Genomic DNA, 19142 nt, shown 5'->3' with positions numbered 1-19142 from the left:
CCAAAGGATGCTAATTCCTTGGGTTATTTTCATATTTACTATACATTAATTCTCGGTTTAGTCGGATCGCAATCGGGAGCTGTGATGGCACCCGTTTGAGCAAGTTTCAATAAGTAATAGCATTCTTCCCGATACATATGATCTGGTACAAGTGGGTTTAATCGGCTAAGCAATTCTGCACTTAAATCAATAGTTTCAAGCTCAGTCAAGAATGCCATGAAGATTGACATTTCCATATTGACATCGGTATGAAATTTAGCTAATGCAGGGAAGTTCGTTCTCATTGTGCGTGTATATCCTGATAATTCAATGGCTTTCAAATAAAATTCATTAAAGTGCTGCTCAAAAAGCTCACTTTTCTTAATTAGTCTTTTCTCTACGGCATCCAGATCACTTGCAATAGATGCTGCATGACCACCTGCATCAGGAAGCCAAAGCAAATCATGGTGCAGTGCAGCAAAGAAAGGAACCCCTTTTCCTGCCAAAAGTGCCAGAAGAATTCGCAGATATTCCTCTAGTTCATTAAGCATATGATTAATAAAAGTAGGTGAAAGGCCAATTTGAATATGCCTAATTAATAAACGATCTAATATATTGAGTTTAAATTTTTGTAGGTGTAAGGTTAATTCATAGGCTTGATTATTTAATTGGTCTAAAGCATTGCCAGCATCAGGAAGTCGTGCTTGATTGAGCAGTTGATCGAATTCAGTAATAAAATGATCGGCCAATTTAATATCTTTCGTCTCTTTTGGCGTTAAAGCGTTATATATAAACCGGGAGTGGTCTCCCAAAATTTGAAGCCAAAACCGATGTTCGAACAATACTTGTTGGGTCATATTTGTAGTCGCCCCTTTTATTTCAATACTCAAGTTATATGTTTAAATTCGGAGGATATGACTATTAATATGTGACTTTAAAGGCAATCGGACTATTGGAGTAGCACAGCATACAAGCATTATAAATTGGGAAGTCCTCTTCACAATTGTGGCATCCATAGTAAGCTTATAAACCATCGTTGCAATCCATTTCTAAATGGGCAAATTCCTCTGTACCAATGTCTCTGAGTCCGCGGCGAATTCACCATCCGCACCTTCCGTGACTCATAAATTTTAAGGCCTAGGAAAGAAATACAAATATTTTACATGTTCTATCAGTTTTTAACCTTTCTCAAAGGTAAATTGAGTCGACGAACAATTCCACTAACTCCCCAATTAATAAACGCCTCTTTTGAACATCCTAACTAGCGATACCAAATAAAGCGTTGAGAGGAGATTGGTTAGTATGAAAAAGGTTCAAACTCTTGCATTAGCTATTTTTTTAACATCAGCATTAAGTTTTGGAACAGTTGGAGCACATGAAAATACAGGGATTGGAATGAATTCATCGTCAGGTACAACAAGTATAAACACAAATAGTAATGTGAATAATTACGGTGCTTATGGCTCAAGTACAGTAACAAGTAGCTCACCTTCTACTTCTCCCAATACTAAGCTGAACCAAGCAAATTACGGCACTGGTTACTCAAATAATTCTACTTCTATCCGCGCTTATGACACCGCAGATTCGAGATCCAAAGCATCGAACTGGGGTTGGCTTGGATTGATCGGTCTGATTGGCCTAGCTGGAATGAGATCAAGAAATAACGTTGGAGAAAGATAAGCTAACCCTATGCTTAGTTCAATTTAAGCATCCATGTATTATCAAAGTGGCATTCAGACATAATAGTAAAGTTAAAAATTGATATTTGAGGAGATATAATAAAATGGGAATTTTAAGTGGAAATCCAAAGGATGAACCTCTGCACTACGGCGAAATCTTTAGTGTATGGCAAGCTTCCACAGTAGCAAAAGGGGCTGTATCTTGCTATCAAGCTTATTTAAATCACTCAGGTGACAAAGAACTTAAAAAAGTTCTAGACGATCTTATTGATCAAGCAAAGCTGGAAATTAAAGAGCTGGATAAGATTCTTGTTGATAACGGAATTCCACCTATTCCTATGCTGCCTGAAAGACCGTCAGTTAAACTTGAAGACATCCCAGTTGGAGCAAGATTTACAGATCCTGAGATTTCAGCCAAAATTGCAGCAGATACTTCACTAGGACTAGTTGCTTGTAGTCAAGCTATGGGACAAGCTATTAGAGTAGATATTGGCGCTCTTTTCGCGAAGTACCATATAACTAAAGCAGCCTTAGGATTAAAAATACTTGAGATGAGTAAAGAAAAAGGTTGGCTTATTCCTCCGCCACTACAAATTAAAAGACCTGAAACTGTTAATGCTTAAAGATAAAGAAGTGAGCTCGGATCCCCGTGGGGGATCCTGCTCACTTTTTTTATCCACATAAAAAACTAATCAAAGATTTATTATTTGTAATCGAACAAATAATAAGGCTGTTATCTTTGAAATAAAGCCTTTGAATGGACCCGAACGTCACGTACGGTTGTTTACGAGGTGGACGGTTAGTCTCCGCCAAACCAATGAGTTTTTTGGTCCTGGATGGATAAACTAACCCTTTATGATACTGGATTAAGGGTGGATTAGGTGCTAAACAAGGATGAATTGCTTGATGAAATAGAACAGGTTCATAAGGAATTGACGAAACTCAGGGAGCAATACTGGCTGCACTATGATTTGTTCACACTACAGTGGTGGCTGCTTCTTGCTCTTTTAATAATTCCATGGGTTGTATGGTGGAGACTAGCTGATAAAAAAAGGCTTAAAGATATCGTTTTGTTTGGTGTTTCCATTAGTTATCTCATTTTTCTTTTAGACCATATAGGTTATGAATTAAATCTTTGGTTATACCCGCATAAACTAACTCGAATAATACCAGAGTTTTCAGCTTTTGATTTGGGAATACTGCCTGTTTTGCATATGCTACTATTTCAGTATTTTACAAGATGGCGTTCATATCTAATTGCAAATACACTGATGGTAACAGTATAAACCAGTTGACATAACTCGATGGGGGCTGCTCGTCGCAACGTTCTGATTCATGTTTTTCGCTGCAACTGGCAGGATGTTACTGGAGTTCGTTCGCGAATAGTTTTCCAATATGAGACGCACACTATTGGGGGGATTTTCCATATAGGCAAAAGAGGTGACAGATTCGAGCAAGCGATTGAGCACATCAAGAGCTGGAGAAGCTGGGCGTCACTATTTCTGGCAACTTCTCTGGACCCGGCTACTTTACGCTCAACTGTGACTTCGACGAGCTCGATGTCGGCATACTTGCTGCATCCAGCGTCAACGCAAGCGATACAGCTCCTGAAGGGCCTGAAAATTGGATAAGCTACCCAGATTTTTGCTTGTGGCGATTACGGTAGGTGTCTTGTGCCTCTTGTTCAAAGGAGGATTTTAATAGACAACTTTTCCAAGGCAAAATCATTGGAAAATAAGATGAGGAGGCGCTAAATTAATGTCCAATAAAAAAAGCTACTATGCATTTGAGGATCCGCTTGGCACCACAGTTGAATTTCAAGCCACTAGCTTAAAACAAGCCATGGTGATTAAAAAGAAGAAGGCTCAAGAACTGGGGATTCCCAAGGAGGCTTTTGAACTCACAAGCATACGCAAGAAACCAAGCCAGAAGGCATGACCTTTTTCCAGAGGCATCCCTTATAACTTAGATTTAGCATGCATAAAGTTATGACGATTTCTTCGCTAATGTTTTAGACGTCCTTTTAGAAGAGCAAGGGCGTCTTTCATTGGAATGTGATAATGCAGCAACTATAGATGACAAGAACATTGTTCCATTAATTGCCCTGTATTACGCAGTTTCTTGCTTTTTTGATAAAGTTATTAAAATGAGTAACCCATCAATTTTTTGATGTCAACTTCAATTAATCGAAGGTAGCCAGCCGTTCAGAAGGGATTGGCTCCCTTTTTTGTTATTAACGGGTTAAACTTGTATCCACTTAGTGCACAGGTAACCAAATTTCTATCTCATATTCAGCAGTTTCTTCTTACAATAAATGAATCTTTTATTATTTCTTTAAACTTATACTTGCTCCCGCCTTTTATTCAGATATTATTCTATAGTTTTTGCTGACAAGAAAAGAAATGTATGTAGATTTAAGTGAAGATTTTTTTGATAATTAATAACTTGGATCCATTGTAAGGAACTCAGTCTGAAGATTTCAATATTGCGTTCGGAATATGATTTTGAATGGAGGAAAATACTAATCAAAAAATTTAATTAGGGAGTTTTTATCATGGAAATAATTAAACCCATCCAGCTTGGTTCAACTAAATCGAATATCAGTGAAAAACTAACATCAGCAGAAATGGGTAAACTTTGGGCAACATACATGGGAAACAGCATGTCAAAATGTATATTAAGCTACTACTTTCAACACGTTGAAGATGAAGTGATCAAAACTTTATTAGAGAATGCATTAAAATTAACCGTAGAGTTCATTAAAACAACGAAAGACATTTTAAAGAAAGAAAACTACCCAATTCCTAACTTTTTTTCAGAAGAAGACGTTAATCTTGGTGCTCCACGTTTGTTTGAAGATGTATTCTATGTTCATTACTTGAAATATGTATGTAAAGCAGGAATGAGTATTTATAACGTAGCCGTACCACTTGTTTATAGGAAGGATGTAAAGGAATTTTTTGTTTATTGTATGGATTCCACCATGGCTTTGATGGGACAAATAAACGATATATTAATGGATAAGGGATTAATCAATAAACCACCTATCATTCCAGTTCCCGATAAAGTGGAATTTGTTCATCAAGGTTTTTTTAATGGTTTTTTGGGACATGTACGTCCTTTACACGCATTAGAAATTGCCCATTTGTATGATAATATTGAAAACAATGCAACAAGCAAAGCATTAATCCTGGCATTTAGCCAAGTAGTAAAATCGGAAAAGATTCGAAAATTGTTTATAGATGGTAAGGAACTGACTCATAAAAGCATTGAACAATATATGGAAAAACTACACAATGAAAATCTACCTTCACCATCATTTCTTGACCATTTGGTTACAACATCAACGTTTTCTCCATTTTCCGATAAGTTAATGTTGTTTCATAAGATTGACATGTTTTCAATGAAAATTAGAGCGATTGGAAATTCTGCTGCTGTAAACGGAAGACATGATATGGGAGTCCTCTATGCAAAGTCATTAATGAAAATCTCATCATTTGTTGAAGATGCAACGAAGATTTTGATTGAGAACGGATGGATGGAGCAACCACCTTTTGCTGTCGATAGAGATAAGATAGCGTCTGAAAAGGGGGCTTACCATTCTTAGTCCCATAAACACCCAGAAAAATACCCTATTATATAGTTGGCCTAGATCCCTTCACATCTTTGGATCGACACCCAATTTCTAACACTTCTTTTGAACCGAGAGTTGTTTTTGTTAAGGATAAAAACAGAACCATGTCTTTTGTTTATAGAAATAGATTTACTCCCTAGAACAAATAAACCCTAATGGCATATAATGTTATTGTTAGCCTAGCATTCCTCCTCTGATGGGAATCCACCTCTTTATGCTCTAAGAGGTGGATTTTACTTTTTCACAAGAAAATTGCAAGTGGTGCTGATCGTAAGAACAACAGTGAAAAAACCTTCGATGACCTTTCTTATAAAAACAGAAAATCCCATAACCATACGGTTCCTTGACGGTTTGCATAAACGTCTTTTTTGTTAATGCTTAAAATAGGCATTATAGATGGATTCTCCTAGAGGCATTTAATACAAAAAGTGATTTCATTATTTGCATTATCCTAAATACTATCCTCATCAATTTGCTTTTTTAAATTTTTTACTATATGTTCCTCACATTCACTGCAAATTGAAAAAGTGTACTTGTTGTGTTGTGGTAGTAAATAGTGAAGATCGTCAAGAGTATATTTCTTTACTTTTGATTTTATTTGTTTACAAATTGGGCAAAAAATATCGATTAGAATCGTTATGAACACCTCGTTCTGTACCTTTTTCTTATCCAAAAATACCATATATAGGAGTTGGCTCTGCAGCCAAGAGAGGAACAGGCAACAAATTCAAGCCTCCACGGCGATGGCCCGTAAATGGAAAAGCCTAGATCAATGGAATAACATCCCAGTACAAGGTTTGGGCTCCGAGAGCTGATAAAAAACATATAAAACATTTACACTCCTTTCCTTTCAAAATTTGATCGTATGTTTGTCATTGAATATTTCGTGAATCTTCTCGTCTTGATGAATAGTCTAAGTTATCGTGATCTACTGGAAATGATGGAAGAACAAGATCTTGCTATGGCTTATACAAACATCATGCAATAGGTTCATGAAATTAAACAAGCGAACTCGTCCCTATATATCGATTTATAATTAATCAATAAAACATAAGTTGACAGTACAATTAAGCAATAATTTGAGACTATCTTTGATCTCATCAAATATAAATGATTCCTAATTACTACTAATTTAATGAACCAACCGCCCATCCCGAAACCTCACAACCCGCTTCCCCTGCTCCGCAACTTGCCGATCATGTGTAATCAATATAATCGTCCGCCCCTGTTCGTTCAACCGCTTGAATATATCCATGATTTCCACGCCTGTTTTGGAATCCAGCGCCCCCGTAGGCTCATCCGCCAAGATAATTGGCGGATCTCCCGCCAGCGTCCTAGCTATTGCTACTCGTTGCTGCTGCCCACCAGATAGCTCCGAAGGAAAGTGCCTTCTGCGATCCAACAGATCGACAGCTTCCAACGCTTGTAAAACCAGCGGCTCCCGCTGTTTTCTCGATAAGCCGCGATAGATCAGTGGTAACTCTAAATTTTCATAAGCGTTTAATCTCGGCAGCAGATTGAAGTTCTGGAACACAAATCCGATCTTCGTATTCCGAATCTCAGCCAGTTGTGTATCTTTCAATGCGTGAATCTGCTTCCCGTCTAGCACATAATAGCCTTCGTCCGATACGTCCAAACAGCCGATGATGTTCATCAACGTTGACTTTCCAGAGCCTGATGGCCCCATAATAGCGACAAATTCGCCCTGTACAATATCCAGCGAAATGTCATCTAGGGCGCGGATTGTCTCCCCGCCCATATAGTAAAATTTACTCACATGCTCAATTTGAATTAAGGCTGTCATTGTGTTCGCCCCCCATTATTTGATGCCAAATAAATGAAGAATACGATTCAATTCTTTTACCGCTTCGCCTTATAAAATTCATGATACAGCTTCATGAGCGCCCGCTTCTCAATTTCGCGACACATACGAACGCGAAATTCCCAGCTCCTTCGCAATCTCCCGCTGCGTCCGCTCTTCCCCACCTAATTCCAGTCCAAACCGCCCCACCACAACTTCCTTCTCCCGCTCATCCAATATCTCCAAATTCTTATATATCTTTGATTTCTCTATTTTCAGCTGTACCGCATCTACCACATCGTCCGCCTCGCTCCCGAGGATGTCGATCAACGTAATTTCATTCCCCTCTTTGTCTGTTCCGATGGGATCATGCAGAGACACATCTTTCCGAGTTTTCTTCAGCGAACGCAGATGCATGAGGATCTCATTCTCGATACAACGTGCTGCAAAAGTCGCCAGCTTAGTCCCTTTGTTTGGAGAGAAGGATTCGATCGCTTTGATCAGTCCGATCGTCCCGATGGAGATCAAATCTTCCAAATCTTCCCCTGTGTTATCGATTTTTTTGAAGTTGTGAACACGAAGTACCGTAAAAATAAATAACCCGATAGCTCAGAAGGGCTATCGGCTGATTGTTGCGTATTTAAGTCTCATTAAAAGAAAGATGGGTCACCTTTAGCAGGGCGGCAGCATTCAAACTTTCATTGCTATATGGTAATTTCAATTCTTGTAAATTCTTGCAGTGACCACCGCCAAGATTTAGAATGTCGCCAGCTTTAAAGCAAATCGCGGTGAATCTTAACAACGAGCTTGACCAGATGCACGCTCCCTGCCGGATGACAATTCGGGCGGTGAATTTCGCCCGGCCAATAGACGGTGAAATCGCCTGGTAAAAGCCGGATATGTCCTTCGTTCTCAACATGTTCGAACAGGATGTAGTCGCTCTGCTCCAGTTTGTCTTCAACCGCTTGGTTCAGATCCGAAGTAGAGGCGAAGCCTTGCCACTCTTCCCCTTCTAACACAAGATGAATGTCGGCATAACAGGCATGTGCCTCGGCAAGCTGTTCCTCAAACAGCTTTGTCATCGGTTTCTGCTTCATGACGTACATGTTCTTCCCTTCAAATTCAACCGTAGAACGCATATCGGCAGTGTTCAAATTTATGACGTATTCGAGTGCACGACATACGGCCTCACCGTATTGAAATTGGTGATCCTGCCTATGTCGGATCGTATCGATAATCATCGCAAACTCCTCCTAATGTCCGATGCTCGTATTGCTCCGGTGACGACACAGCACGTTACTCTCTATGTAGAATACTCTGATTTGTTCACATTCTTTCACGGTAAACCGTTTAAGCGGCTGGCGGACGGCCCATGATGAGATAACTCCCTGCAAGTAAAGCATATATTTCTCATAGGGGATGACATCGAATTGGATCATATGCGCGATCACCTCGTTGGCCTCGGATTGCATCGCCTGCAGCGTTGGCATATGAGGCCGCTCTTCTGCCGCGATCAGCTTATTCATCTGCACGAACAAGCCGGGCATCATATTGAACGTACTTCCGATGGCACCGTCCGCCCCCGCATAAGCGCCTCCCGAATAGATCTCGTCATGTCCATTGAAAATCAGGAATTCACTACCGCATCTTGCCCGAATCTGCTGCATCTCAAACAAATTCAGCGACGTGAATTTCACTCCAATACATTGCGAATTGCGGCTCATCTGCTCGTAGAAGTCCATGGACAAGCTGACCCCTGTCGCTCCGGGGAAATGGTAGACGATCATCGGTAGAGGAACCGCAGCCATAATAGCCTCGTAATGCTCTCGGATTTCTTTCATCGTCACCTTGTAGTAGAACGGAACGACAGCCGATACTGCTTCGACGCCTTGCTCTTCCGCGTGTTTGGCAAGTCTGATCGATTCCAGCGTGCTGATGCAGCCTACGTGCGCAATAATTGTAACCCGCCCCCCTGCTGTCCTGACGACCGTCTCCAATATTTGTTCCCGCTCATCACTTGTCAAAATAAATCCTTCCCCAGTGCTTCCCCCCACATAAAATCCATGAATGCCCTGACCAATTTGATGCTCCACCAGATTTGCCAAAGATTCGAAATCGATTGCGCCATCCTCATGCATCGGTGTCAGCAGCGCCGTAAAAATACCGCGAAACGCAGATCGTTTTTCATTGTTTGTAGTTTCATTGTTAGTGGTCATCCCGTTACTTCCTCCTATTGGCGCCATAGCGCTTGTTGTGAATCGTGATGATTGTATTGTAGCGCCAGGCAAGGCGACGCGTTTCTCATTTTTTTATTAAAGCTCTCATTTCTTTATGAAACCGTCTCAATTATAATGAAACTAGAACGGAAGGGAGGCAAAGGTGCCATGTACCCGCAGTACTTGTTCGAATATCCGAATGTCGAAACAGACTTTCCTTTTTATATAAAAAAAAAGAAGTACACCTCGGTCCCGTCCCATCGCCACGACTTTATCGAATTATCATTCGTGCTTGAAGGGACGGGCAAGGAACGCATCAACGGTACCGAGCATAACTTGCAGCCCGGCACAGTCGTTCTTCTGCTGCCTTACCAGATTCACGAATATGATGCCACCCCCGGCGAGACACTACAGATGTATATTTGTAATTTCGATATGAAGTTGCTCACTGCGGGCCCTGAATCGGCCTGGGGCGTGTACGAGCTTCTAATTGGCAGCGACAATCCCAGATCAACGCATATCCGATTGGAGGACCAAGATTTCGAGGAAGGGCTGCTGCTATGGGAACGGTTGTACCGGGAATACGAATCGTCGAAAGCCTGGAAACCGATCATGCTGCGAGCGCTGCTGCTCGAAGCATTGGCACTGTTCGTTCGGGGCAGCGACAAGACATACGGAAAGTGGATCGAAAGGCAACGCCAAAAAACTTCCAAGAGCATCTGGCCTATTGTTCAGTATGTTTACGACCATTATCTTGAACCATTATCGCTGACATCATTGTCCGAGCAGTTTCAAATACATCCGACACAACTCAGCACGCAGTTCGGAAGCGAATTCGGCATCCATTTCATCGATTTCCTTCATGAGCTTCGGATCCGACACGCTTGCAGCCTGCTCATTTCCTCGGATTTGCCGATCTCGCAGATCGCCTATGAATCCGGTTTCTCTTCCTATCCCACGTTCTCCCGCTCCTTTCATCGCACGAAGGGAATGTCGCCGCGCGATTACCGGGAGCAGCAAGGGCGAGAGCGCTAAATCTCTGTTGAAAAAGGCTACTATGAAAATCACTTTATTACTTCCACCGACCGAATGTACTCGTCACTTCCGTCGTAATAATTGCCGATCCGCAAATCGCTGGCATTATTCTGCAAGTTTCTAAAATTAGCGTCCGTTATTGTAAATGCAGCTTCCTTCCATGTATTGGTGCCTGTTTTAACAATTTGTAATGGTTTGTATATAGCGTTAAGCGCATTGTACTGGATCAATATGTTGTCGGTTCCGGAATCATAATACGAAATCTTGATTGACAACTGTGTATCACCTGTTCGGGCGAATCCGTCGGATACCTGAAAATATAAATATTTATTGTCACCCGATATTTTACGCGCCTCCACACCGCCGATTGTCTCCACCGTCGTAAACGGTTCCTTGGTTGGATCACTCGATTGAAATTGTTCCATCAACGTGTAGTTGTTGACATTTTTCATGATGACTTTCGCACGGTTGCTTTGTTTCCTAACCGTTACCTTGCTAAAGGATTTTATCCCATTGTTATCTGCATAAATACGAAAATCGGAATAACTATTTTGCCTGTTGGCGAATTTAATGTCGTTTAGGGTAAACGTTTTGGTTTTCCATTGACCTGAATTGCCTATATATACTTTAGCCATTGTTGTATAGGCTCCCCCTTGACCATCGTATTGAAGCTGCCATGAACCGGCCCCGCTGTCTAGGTATGTCACTTCTATAGCAGCCGTTGTATCGAGCCCCTCGTTCGTGTCGTAAAGCCACTGATCATTCAACCGAAAATAAGCGTATTTATTGGGAGAAATCTGGATATAAGATCCATAGCTCGTTACTCCGCTGTCTGCTGGAGCCGTGTTCATAAATAACGTGAGCGCACTTTCCACTTGTGCTCCGAAGAAGCTTTCGGCACCGTTCAACGCTTGGAAATGGTACAAAGCCTTTAACGGTGATAAATCTTTAGCGACCAGACCGAAATTATCCTCTTTAACATTGCTCGTATCTGTATCTCTGTAATTGTACCAAAATACTTTGGCGACATTAGGCCATCGTTTATTCATCGCGTACACTTGATCTGCGTAGTCGGCTTTTTGGTATTCACTGATTCCCATCGAAGAATAACCGGTTTCCGTGATCCAGATAGGCTTGCTTCCCATGGTCGCACTGTACTTATTAACGATGTCCATCATCCCGTTATACTTACTGACCAGAAGCGGAGATGAACCGTATGCATGGTAATTGATGATGTCGAAATAGCTCCCTGCTCCCTTGCTCAACAACGTATCGAACCATGTACCTAGGCCATAACTTGAAAGAGCCAATCCCCCCATTAATACGGTATTGGATGAATCAGTCGCTTTGACACAGTTATAAGCCTTCTGCAGAAGGGTGTTGTAATCGTTAATACTGCTCTTCCAGAATCCCGATGAGTCCTGCTCATTCCAAACCTCCCAATAGTTGATTTCCCCTTGATATCTCGTGGTAATAAAATTGACATAGCTTTCCCAATCCCCCCAATTAGCCGGTTTATACCTGGCTATATCCGGTGAAGGAAGCCCTGGCATGGAGGAAGCCCAAGGTGCGGTATAACATAAGATCCAGACGATATGGACGCCCTTTGCGGTCAACTGATTGACCATACTATCCAAATGATTCAAGTAGGCCGTGTCATACACACCTTTGGCTGTTTCAATCCTGCCCCATTCCGGGGAAATGCGGATCCACTGAATTTGGGAATCGGCGATTTGATTGATTTCCGTCGTGTAATCCGTTGTGTAGCGTTGCAAAGGGTCATTTACCCCGAAGTAGTCGGCATCGATGGCATTGGCTTGGTTAAGCGGTAAACCGATGATGGCTGCAAGACAAATTATCAAGAAAACCCCAATTCCCCTCCGAAACATATTAAATCCCTCCATTCAATTTGAAAATAAATTTTGGACCGCCATATATAAGGAAAGCCCCGGTCAGAATTATCTTCCTAACCGGGGCAGGCCGTCATTCTAGCGCGTGGGCAAGTTCAATCAAGATGTCTGCCAACCCGTTCGGAATCCGTTTTCCTTTTTGCGCTGATATCTCGTTCACATAAGCGCCATACTGCGTATGTTCCAGCTTTTTGACAAGCGAGTTGATCACTCCGTTCGATCCAGCACCGGTTACGAATCGCTGTGTTAATATCATTAAGCTGTCCCCTGTCACTTGAATCGTGTAGCTTGATGTTTCGATTGTAGTATGACCTGCTGCATCCTCTGCAGTGGCCGATACCTGATGTGTGCCCAGTCCCAGCATATAGGCAGGACTATCAACCAGCAGCCCGTCGCAATTGCTGTATACGATGCCCGACACACTATCCGCAGCCGAACATGCTATCTTCACATTCTGATCGACAGTAAACGTGCCAACGCCGGAGATCTGTACGATTGGGGACGTCTGATCAATTGTGAAAGTAACCGACTTGGCTTGCTCCACATTTCCTGCAGCATCGGTTGAGCGGTATAACAAGGTGTGTGGTCCATCTTCTGCAAATCTTAGTTCCTGCGTGTATGGCTGCCATGTGGCACCGCCATTCAAACTATACACAGACTCTGTCACGCCGGACCGATCATCTGTGGAACTCAGGTTAACTTGGACATCAGATACGTACCAATCGTTATGCTTCGTTCCGGCAAGCGCAGCAAAAGTAGTTGGCGGGGTATCATCTGTTACGACCCACTGCATGGAACGAAATTTATTGGACAATTTGCCGTCGCCGATCCCGCCTCCCCATTCGATCCACCCTTTCCTACCATTACCATCATTGTCATTAACCAATAAAGAGAAGCTGATGACCCCGTTCTTTTCAGCTTTAATCGGCGTTAATTCCGACCAAGGAAGCGCCAACTCGTAAATCGTTTCGTGCTGATTTTCATCTCTCGTCACGACAAGATCGCCATTTGTCACCAACCCTTTACTTACTCCCGGAGGTGTAATCCAGCGATAAATTTGCGGACCGTTTGGCGTTTGGGAAATCCCGTATTCATACCAACTGAGACTCTCTCCCGGGAGTCCGTTCGAAATTGCGAATTGAAAGCTGTCATTTTTATAAATGTCCGCTCCAGTAAAGGGTGCAGTCATGGTGTTATCTTTGACCCTGGCTGTGATATACAGACGATTCGAATCGAAGTTAAGCCAAAATTTCCCGCTTAAATCACTTGCGCCTTGATAACCTGTCATCTTGACCGTCCCCTTGGACAGGTCGATTGTGGAGGAAGCGGCTGCAGTTTCTGGATCGAGCCCTCCGCCAACGTTTACTGTCCCTTGCATAATGGGGTTAAATTCAGCCGTTCCTTCATAAGTGAACGGATCGAATTCATCAAAGTAGACTGTGACTTTAAGCGCATTGGTTACCCCAAGACCGTAACCGGTAAGCGGAATATCAAATACATCTGCGGAACTGGACTGAACCACAGCATGCAATTCCTTCGTTCCCGATTGCGTACCGAACTTCCATTCGACTTTCTTAACTTGCAATCCTTTGGTGGCAGAAAGATTGTTGATCTGAATTTGAAGCGTTTTGGTCATCGTATCTACGTCGGCAAAAATGGGACGAACCTTGACTTCATAGGACAGGAGAGCTGTAACCGCACTCCTTATCATGCCGATCTTGTCATTCCCTTTCATCAAGTAACCCTTAACCAAGCGAACTCCGGGTTCATTCAAATTCGAGAAGGTCAGCATTTGGGTAACCTTATGACCACCCTCGGCAAATACCGGATATGACTCGCCTTCAACCTTCAAGTTAAATGAGTATGGTGCAAATGTTGTATTATCGGTTTCCAATGTCAGCTTGACCGGATCACCAACCCGAGTGGGATCTCCATGCAGGGAGAACGTGGAATCCTTTTCGACTCCGGAAATATGCCCTTTTATAAAAAACGGCTCATCGTTTATTGTCACATACACATTCCCATTATAAGGGACGTAAGTTTCTGTATTTCCCATCATATCCGTGATTTGGATCGAATTGGTGGTATGAATAACAGCCGGGACCGACGAACCTACTGCCCACAAAGCTCTTATTTGTTCACCGTTCTTTTCAAAAACGTAACTTCGGATGTCAGGATCCGTCGAATCCTTACTTACGAACTGTGCGCCGCCAAGTGATCTTGACATGGTCGCATAAGCCGCGTAGGCAGGCTTAGGCGTGTAAGCGCCCAGTTTATCATTCGGATTACGGATGATGCCGAAATTATCTTCGTTATAATTGAGCTGAACACCATCGTTCATAAAATCGTACCACATGATTTTATCGATGCCGTTCGCGATTGAAACGACGTAACCCCGAATCAGGTAGTTCGCCTGCTTCTGTTCATCCACTCCGCGACTGTCCAGTTGCGTCGGCCAGCCTGTCTCGGAGATCCAGATCGGTTTCAGCTGCCCATTATTGTAGGTCCGAATCAAGTCCTGCAAGCCTTTAATTTGACTTTCCAATCGCTCCGGCTCACCGGGATATACATAAGGATGAACGGAAATCACATCCAAATATTGCATGCCCCCAAGCTGGAATACTTTCTCCATCCAATTCAAGTCGATAGCCATGACCATGCCCACGACAGGCATGTCAGGATGCGCAGCCTTGACTGTTTCATATGTTTTTTTCAGCAATGGAAAATAGTTTTCCGGTTTGGAATCTGCCGGACCGTTTCCTCTGTCCCCGAAGCTTCCGTTGAATTCGTTGAAAACCTCGACGGCATCAAGCTGGCCATCGTAACGATCCGTATACGCTTTCACATAATTGGCGAATCCTTCACGGCCCTCATCGGTATAGGGGGTGCTATTGTTATCGTAAAACGGGTTGTTGAACCCGGAAACAAACGTGAAATCAAAATGATCATCATTCAACTTTGCCATGTAATCATCAGGAGAAGGAGAAAAGGTGTATGAACCCTTTTGCTTTTCAATACCGTTCCATTCTCTGCCGTCCCGAACCATATCGATTCCGGCATATTTCATCATTTTTATCATATTAGCCGCATCTGACGGCGGGATACGGTGCAGATGGGTAGCCATCCCGAACGGAGAATTCTCATGCCCCGATTGATCTAAGGGAGAAAGCATGGCAAACGGGGTTTTAATGGAAACGGGATCGCTGATGTTCGATTGGACCTTAATTTGTAGAGTGAAATAACCGAACGTTGTAAAAGGAACCGTCAAAATGGCCTCGCCCTGAACAACCGGACTGATCCCTTCAGAAACCGCTACTCCTTGATAATCATAGACTGCCCACGATACGTTTGGTCTTGTGGTTATTATCTTAAACTGAATAGCTTCATTATTAACAAACACATTGCCCGGACGAAGCTGTACCAGTTTGGTGGATGGCAGTATCGTTGTAATAAAAGGGCCATCCGTGCTCCATTGATTCAAACCGTTCACGGCCTCGACCTTAAACGTGTACTTTTGATCGATTTGCAGCCCCGTAACCGTATAAGAGCTTGCAGTACCGGCAACCGTCCCCAGGAGGACTCCGTTTTGATAGATTTTATAACCAGTTACGCCTACAGGGTCCGCCGCAGCCGACCAGTTTAATTGCAAGCCCGTTTCATTGGGATTCGAGACGGTGAGGCTTCCTCCGGACGGCCAATTGGGAGCGTTTGCATTTAGTCGATCTGTGGAAAGTTCCAGATACGGCCGGTTCACCGTGTTTTCCATGCTGTTAATTTGCACAGCATGACCTTGTGCAGCTTGCTCCAAGAATGCAAAACTGACCTTCTGATCCAACGCCTTTTGCCTTTTCACAAAAGCAGTCACATCGATTTCATACCAGCCCGCTGTTTTGCCTACATCGACATTGGCCATGTAAGTATCAATAGCTGGCTTCGTATTCCAAGTTACCGTGTTTGCTTTCCATGAATCGTCCTCCATACCAAATACTTGGACACCAATTGTCGAATTCTCAGTATCAATGGCATAGATCTTTAATTTGGCAGAGGCGATCTCGCTAGCAAAATAATTCAAATCATATTTCATATACGTTTGCCTGTTTAAATTGGCGTCTGCATCAAAATTCTTCACGCCTAGCAACGCAGCTGTTCCATAGTTATCATTCGCGTTCCCTCCGCCCCGGACATAGGTGTCCTCGAGTGGCAGAATAACCGTCTGTTTCGGGTTGGGCAACGTTACGGTCACATAAGGCCCGTCGTTACTCCATTGATTCAGGGCATTACCGGCTTCTACCTTGAACGTAACCTTTTGTCCGACCTGCAATCCTGTCACCGTATACGAGGTTACCGATCCGCCAACCGTTCCGATGACGTTTCCGTTTTGATAAATGGTATAGCTGGCCACGCCCGCTGGGTCTGCAGCCGCCGACCAGTTCAATTGCAGGCCTGTTGCACTTACATCCGAAATGTTAACGGATCCCCCAGACGGCCAATTGGGAGCGCTTGCATTAACTCGATCAGCGGAAATCTCCAGATACGGACGGTTCTCCGTATTCTCCACGCTGTTGATGCTCACAGCATGGCCTTTTGCCGCCTGCTCCAAAAACGCGAAACTTACCGTTTGATCCAACGCCTTTTGCTTTTTCACAAATGCCGTCACATCGATTTCGTACCAGCTCGCTGTTTTGCCTACATTTATATTGGCTATATAATGTTCGGGAATAGGCTTAGTATTCCAAGTTACCGTGTTTCCTTTCCATGCATCGTCTTCCATGCCAAATAATTGAACGCCGATCGTTGAATTCTCCGTATCAATGGCATATATCTTTAACTTAGCCGATCCGATCTCACCTGCAAAAGGGCTTAAATCATATTTCATGAAAGCTTGTCTGTTAATATTGATATCTGCATCAAAACTCTTTACACCTAGTGTTGTAGAGGATCCAAAGTTAGTATTCGCATTCCCTCCATTTCTGACATAGGTGTCTTCGCTCGGATTTAATTGTGAGATAACTGGATTAGATGCCGCAGCTAAAGCTGACATTTTATCGTTTGCAAAGGGTACGAGCGGAGCAACAAAACCTTGGAGCAAAGCAGCTGTCATTGAAAAGGCTAAAACCATACTCGTTATTTTCAATTGCATCTTTTTTAACATTTACTCACCTCATATTGTTGTTTTAATATAGCAGCCAAGCGCTTTCTCCAGACATGATGAACATCCGGAAAAAGTACTTGCCAATTTCGGTACAGATTGTTATTTAAAATTGTTCTTGTTCTTCTGATACCAATCCTGAACCTGTTTATCTACGTTATCTCCGCCGAGGCGCTTCCATTCTTTGCGAAGGTCGTTCAGTCCATCCTGGGCTGTTATGGACTTCCCACCGGTAACCACTTTCGTTTCAATCTGAACAGCGATCGGTGAGAACGTAGCGATCAACTGGGTTAGTTCAGGAATATCTGGGCTGTACGGTATATCCCTCCGGTATGTATTCTTCATCGTCAATTCGAGCGATTTCGCCTTCAACTTGGCATAGTTCTGGGATATCTCATCCTTCGCCGCCATGTCTATGATTAATTTGGGTGTCATCATCGAATCGATCATGAGCGCGTATTCGCCAGCATAACTGACTTCCTTGATAAATTTGTCCTGATTAATTGTCTGCCGAGCGCCATCAACTGTTTTATAATGTACGTTCTCCTCCCCATACTTGAGAGGTACCCATCCATCCTTCAGCATCCAGTCTATAAATTGGATCGCCGATTTGATCTGGTCTTCCTTCATCTTGCTGTTAAATACCGTAAATACGCTCGGTGGCGCTTCCTGATATAAGCCGTCCTTGCCATACTTAGTACTGACCGATTCAAGCGGAGTCAACTTCGCATCTGGCACATTTTTCAGCAAGTCGCGATAGGCGTTATCCGTACTCCCCGCACCCCATTGGCCCAAATATATGCCTGCTTTACCGGTCGTCAACAACTGGCTTGATCGCTGAAAATTAGTGTCTGTAATATATTCTTTGTCGATAAGCCCTTCGTCAAAGAGCTGCTTCTGGAATGCAAGCGAATCCGCATAACGGTCAAGGAGCCTGCCGTATTCCAGCTTGCCGCCTTCCACATACCACTGATTTTCCTGGGTGAAAAATAAAGCGCGCAGAATACCGATGCCGCTATTGCTTAATGAAATCGGTACGGTATCCGCTTTACCATTGCCGTCTGGATCACCGTCTCTAAATTTGCGAGCAACATCGAGAAATTCCTCTGCCGTAGTCGGAGTCTTTAGACCTAGCTTATCCAGCCAGTCCTGACGAATCCACATGCCGTGATTGGCGACCGTATCTCGGGCGAACGAAACCGCATACGTTTGACCGTTGACGTTCAGATAAGGCTTAAGCTCCGGGTGTTTCTCCAGATATGCTTTATACGTCGTGCTGTATTTGTTGATATAATCGCCGATCGGCTGAATTACGCCTTGATTGGCCAACTGGCTGATGTAATTTCGGTCATATTCCCAGATCAAATCAGGTGCTTCACCGGAAGCGATAAGGGCGTTCAATTTGGGCTGCGCCTGGCTCCGGGTAACGGGAACCCATTTGACATTTACAGGAGATTTCTCGTTGATCCACTTTGTCCACCGATTGTTTTCATAAGTGCCTTCCTCCGTGGGCACTGCACCGCGATCAAACATCGATACGCTGATTTCCTTCTTAGGTCCCGTGCTTGGAACGGTGGTGGAGCCGGGTGAAACTGAAGACTGTACCGAAGAAGTATCATTGGAACTACATGCGGCAAGCATTGTTAAAGACATGGTAACAGCGAGGACAGCTTTTCCCGCTTGTTTCAACTTGCTCATTCTTTCATCCCCTTACATGTATAATATTTATATCAAGAGCA

Annotated in this window: 13 protein-coding genes and 1 pseudogene; 6 read left to right on the top strand and 8 right to left on the bottom strand. The window is 43.3% G+C overall.

All coding sequences use genetic code 11. The features are described from left to right. Window positions 1-38: 38 nt before the first annotated feature. Window positions 39-836 (bottom strand): DUF2935 domain-containing protein, encoded by a 798-nt coding sequence (locus tag LOZ80_RS02970; RefSeq protein WP_238170028.1) that lies wholly within the window; start codon window positions 834-836, stop codon window positions 39-41. A 445-nt stretch (window positions 837-1281) separates the two neighbouring features. On the opposite strand from LOZ80_RS02970, the gene LOZ80_RS02965 reads away from it, so the two are divergent. From LOZ80_RS02965 to LOZ80_RS02945, 5 genes are all read left to right on the top strand, one after another. Further along, the gene (locus tag LOZ80_RS02965; protein ID WP_238170027.1) at window positions 1282-1659 is read left to right on the top strand and encodes a WGxxGxxG family protein; all 378 of its coding nucleotides are present in this window, start codon (window positions 1282-1284) and stop codon (window positions 1657-1659) included. Window positions 1660-1762: 103 nt separating this feature from the next. Then, window positions 1763-2281, top strand: coding sequence for a DUF3231 family protein (locus LOZ80_RS02960; protein ID WP_238170026.1), 519 nt, complete (start codon window positions 1763-1765; stop codon window positions 2279-2281). Window positions 2282-2539: 258 nt separating this feature from the next. After that, on the top strand, window positions 2540-2944 hold the full coding sequence (locus LOZ80_RS02955) for a CBO0543 family protein (RefSeq protein WP_238170025.1): 405 nt from the start codon (window positions 2540-2542) through the stop codon (window positions 2942-2944). Window positions 2945-3416: 472 nt separating this feature from the next. After that, the gene (locus LOZ80_RS02950; protein ID WP_079420625.1) at window positions 3417-3596 is read left to right on the top strand and encodes a hypothetical protein; all 180 of its coding nucleotides are present in this window, start codon (window positions 3417-3419) and stop codon (window positions 3594-3596) included. 616 nt (window positions 3597-4212) lie between these two features. Then, the gene (locus LOZ80_RS02945; RefSeq protein WP_238170024.1) at window positions 4213-5265 is read left to right on the top strand and encodes a DUF3231 family protein; all 1053 of its coding nucleotides are present in this window, start codon (window positions 4213-4215) and stop codon (window positions 5263-5265) included. Between the two features lie 1159 nt (window positions 5266-6424). Here LOZ80_RS02945 and LOZ80_RS02940 read toward each other — a convergent pair. The 4 genes and pseudogenes from LOZ80_RS02940 to LOZ80_RS02925 all read right to left on the bottom strand — a co-directional run bounded on the left by LOZ80_RS02940 (window position 6425) and on the right by LOZ80_RS02925 (window position 9309). After that, window positions 6425-7096 (bottom strand): ABC transporter ATP-binding protein, encoded by a 672-nt coding sequence (locus LOZ80_RS02940; RefSeq protein ID WP_238170023.1) that lies wholly within the window; start codon window positions 7094-7096, stop codon window positions 6425-6427. 56 nt (window positions 7097-7152) lie between these two features. Then, window positions 7153-7675, bottom strand: a pseudogene (gene sigK, locus LOZ80_RS02935) (RNA polymerase sporulation sigma factor SigK); the annotation flags it as partial. A gap of 191 nt (window positions 7676-7866) precedes the next feature. Next, a complete protein-coding gene (locus LOZ80_RS02930) occupies window positions 7867-8334 on the bottom strand; it encodes a NanQ anomerase/TabA/YiaL family protein (RefSeq protein WP_238170022.1) in 468 nt (155 codons plus the stop codon). A gap of 12 nt (window positions 8335-8346) precedes the next feature. Continuing rightward, complete coding sequence (locus tag LOZ80_RS02925; RefSeq protein ID WP_238170021.1) at window positions 8347-9309, bottom strand: N-acetylneuraminate lyase; 963 nt, start codon at window positions 9307-9309, stop codon at window positions 8347-8349. 168 nt (window positions 9310-9477) lie between these two features. Between LOZ80_RS02925 and LOZ80_RS02920 the strand changes: the two genes are divergently transcribed. Continuing rightward, window positions 9478-10344, top strand: a complete 867-nt coding sequence (locus tag LOZ80_RS02920; protein ID WP_238170020.1) for an AraC family transcriptional regulator — start codon at window positions 9478-9480, stop codon at window positions 10342-10344. A 29-nt stretch (window positions 10345-10373) separates the two neighbouring features. Here the strand turns inward: LOZ80_RS02920 and LOZ80_RS02915 are convergent, their stop codons facing one another. The 3 genes from LOZ80_RS02915 to LOZ80_RS02905 all read right to left on the bottom strand — a co-directional run bounded on the left by LOZ80_RS02915 (window position 10374) and on the right by LOZ80_RS02905 (window position 19101). Continuing rightward, window positions 10374-12233 (bottom strand): cellulase family glycosylhydrolase, encoded by a 1860-nt coding sequence (locus LOZ80_RS02915; RefSeq protein WP_238170019.1) that lies wholly within the window; start codon window positions 12231-12233, stop codon window positions 10374-10376. A 94-nt stretch (window positions 12234-12327) separates the two neighbouring features. Then, entirely contained in the window at window positions 12328-17406 is a 5079-nt protein-coding gene (locus LOZ80_RS02910; protein ID WP_238170018.1) for a CBM96 family carbohydrate-binding protein, read from the bottom strand. A gap of 99 nt (window positions 17407-17505) precedes the next feature. Next, entirely contained in the window at window positions 17506-19101 is a 1596-nt protein-coding gene (locus tag LOZ80_RS02905; RefSeq protein WP_238170017.1) for an extracellular solute-binding protein, read from the bottom strand. Window positions 19102-19142: the final 41 nt, after the last annotated feature.

The organism is Paenibacillus sp. HWE-109, assembly GCF_022163125.1.
Classification (GTDB): Bacteria; Bacillota; Bacilli; order Paenibacillales; family NBRC-103111; genus Paenibacillus_E.
Note: the sequence above shows the minus strand (reverse complement) of the source record. Positions and strands in the feature narration are given on the sequence as shown.

Bases quoted from the DNA above. Each gene is read 5' to 3' on its own strand.
- LOZ80_RS02970 (WP_238170028.1), bottom strand. From the start codon at position 836: ATGACCCAACAAGTATTGTTCGAACATCGGTTTTGGCTTCAAATTTTG.
- LOZ80_RS02965 (WP_238170027.1), top strand. From the start codon at position 1,282: ATGAAAAAGGTTCAAACTCTTGCATTAGCTATTTTTTTAACATCAGCA.
- LOZ80_RS02960 (WP_238170026.1), top strand. From the start codon at position 1,763: ATGGGAATTTTAAGTGGAAATCCAAAGGATGAACCTCTGCACTACGGC.
- LOZ80_RS02950 (WP_079420625.1), top strand. From the start codon at position 3,417: ATGTCCAATAAAAAAAGCTACTATGCATTTGAGGATCCGCTTGGCACC.
- LOZ80_RS02945 (WP_238170024.1), top strand. From the start codon at position 4,213: ATGGAAATAATTAAACCCATCCAGCTTGGTTCAACTAAATCGAATATC.
- LOZ80_RS02940 (WP_238170023.1), bottom strand. From the start codon at position 7,096: ATGACAGCCTTAATTCAAATTGAGCATGTGAGTAAATTTTACTATATG.
- LOZ80_RS02930 (WP_238170022.1), bottom strand. From the start codon at position 8,334: ATGATTATCGATACGATCCGACATAGGCAGGATCACCAATTTCAATAC.
- LOZ80_RS02925 (WP_238170021.1), bottom strand. From the start codon at position 9,309: ATGACCACTAACAATGAAACTACAAACAATGAAAAACGATCTGCGTTT.
- LOZ80_RS02920 (WP_238170020.1), top strand. From the start codon at position 9,478: ATGTACCCGCAGTACTTGTTCGAATATCCGAATGTCGAAACAGACTTT.
- LOZ80_RS02915 (WP_238170019.1), bottom strand. From the start codon at position 12,233: ATGTTTCGGAGGGGAATTGGGGTTTTCTTGATAATTTGTCTTGCAGCC.
- LOZ80_RS02910 (WP_238170018.1), bottom strand. From the start codon at position 17,406: ATGTTAAAAAAGATGCAATTGAAAATAACGAGTATGGTTTTAGCCTTT.
- LOZ80_RS02905 (WP_238170017.1), bottom strand. From the start codon at position 19,101: ATGAGCAAGTTGAAACAAGCGGGAAAAGCTGTCCTCGCTGTTACCATG.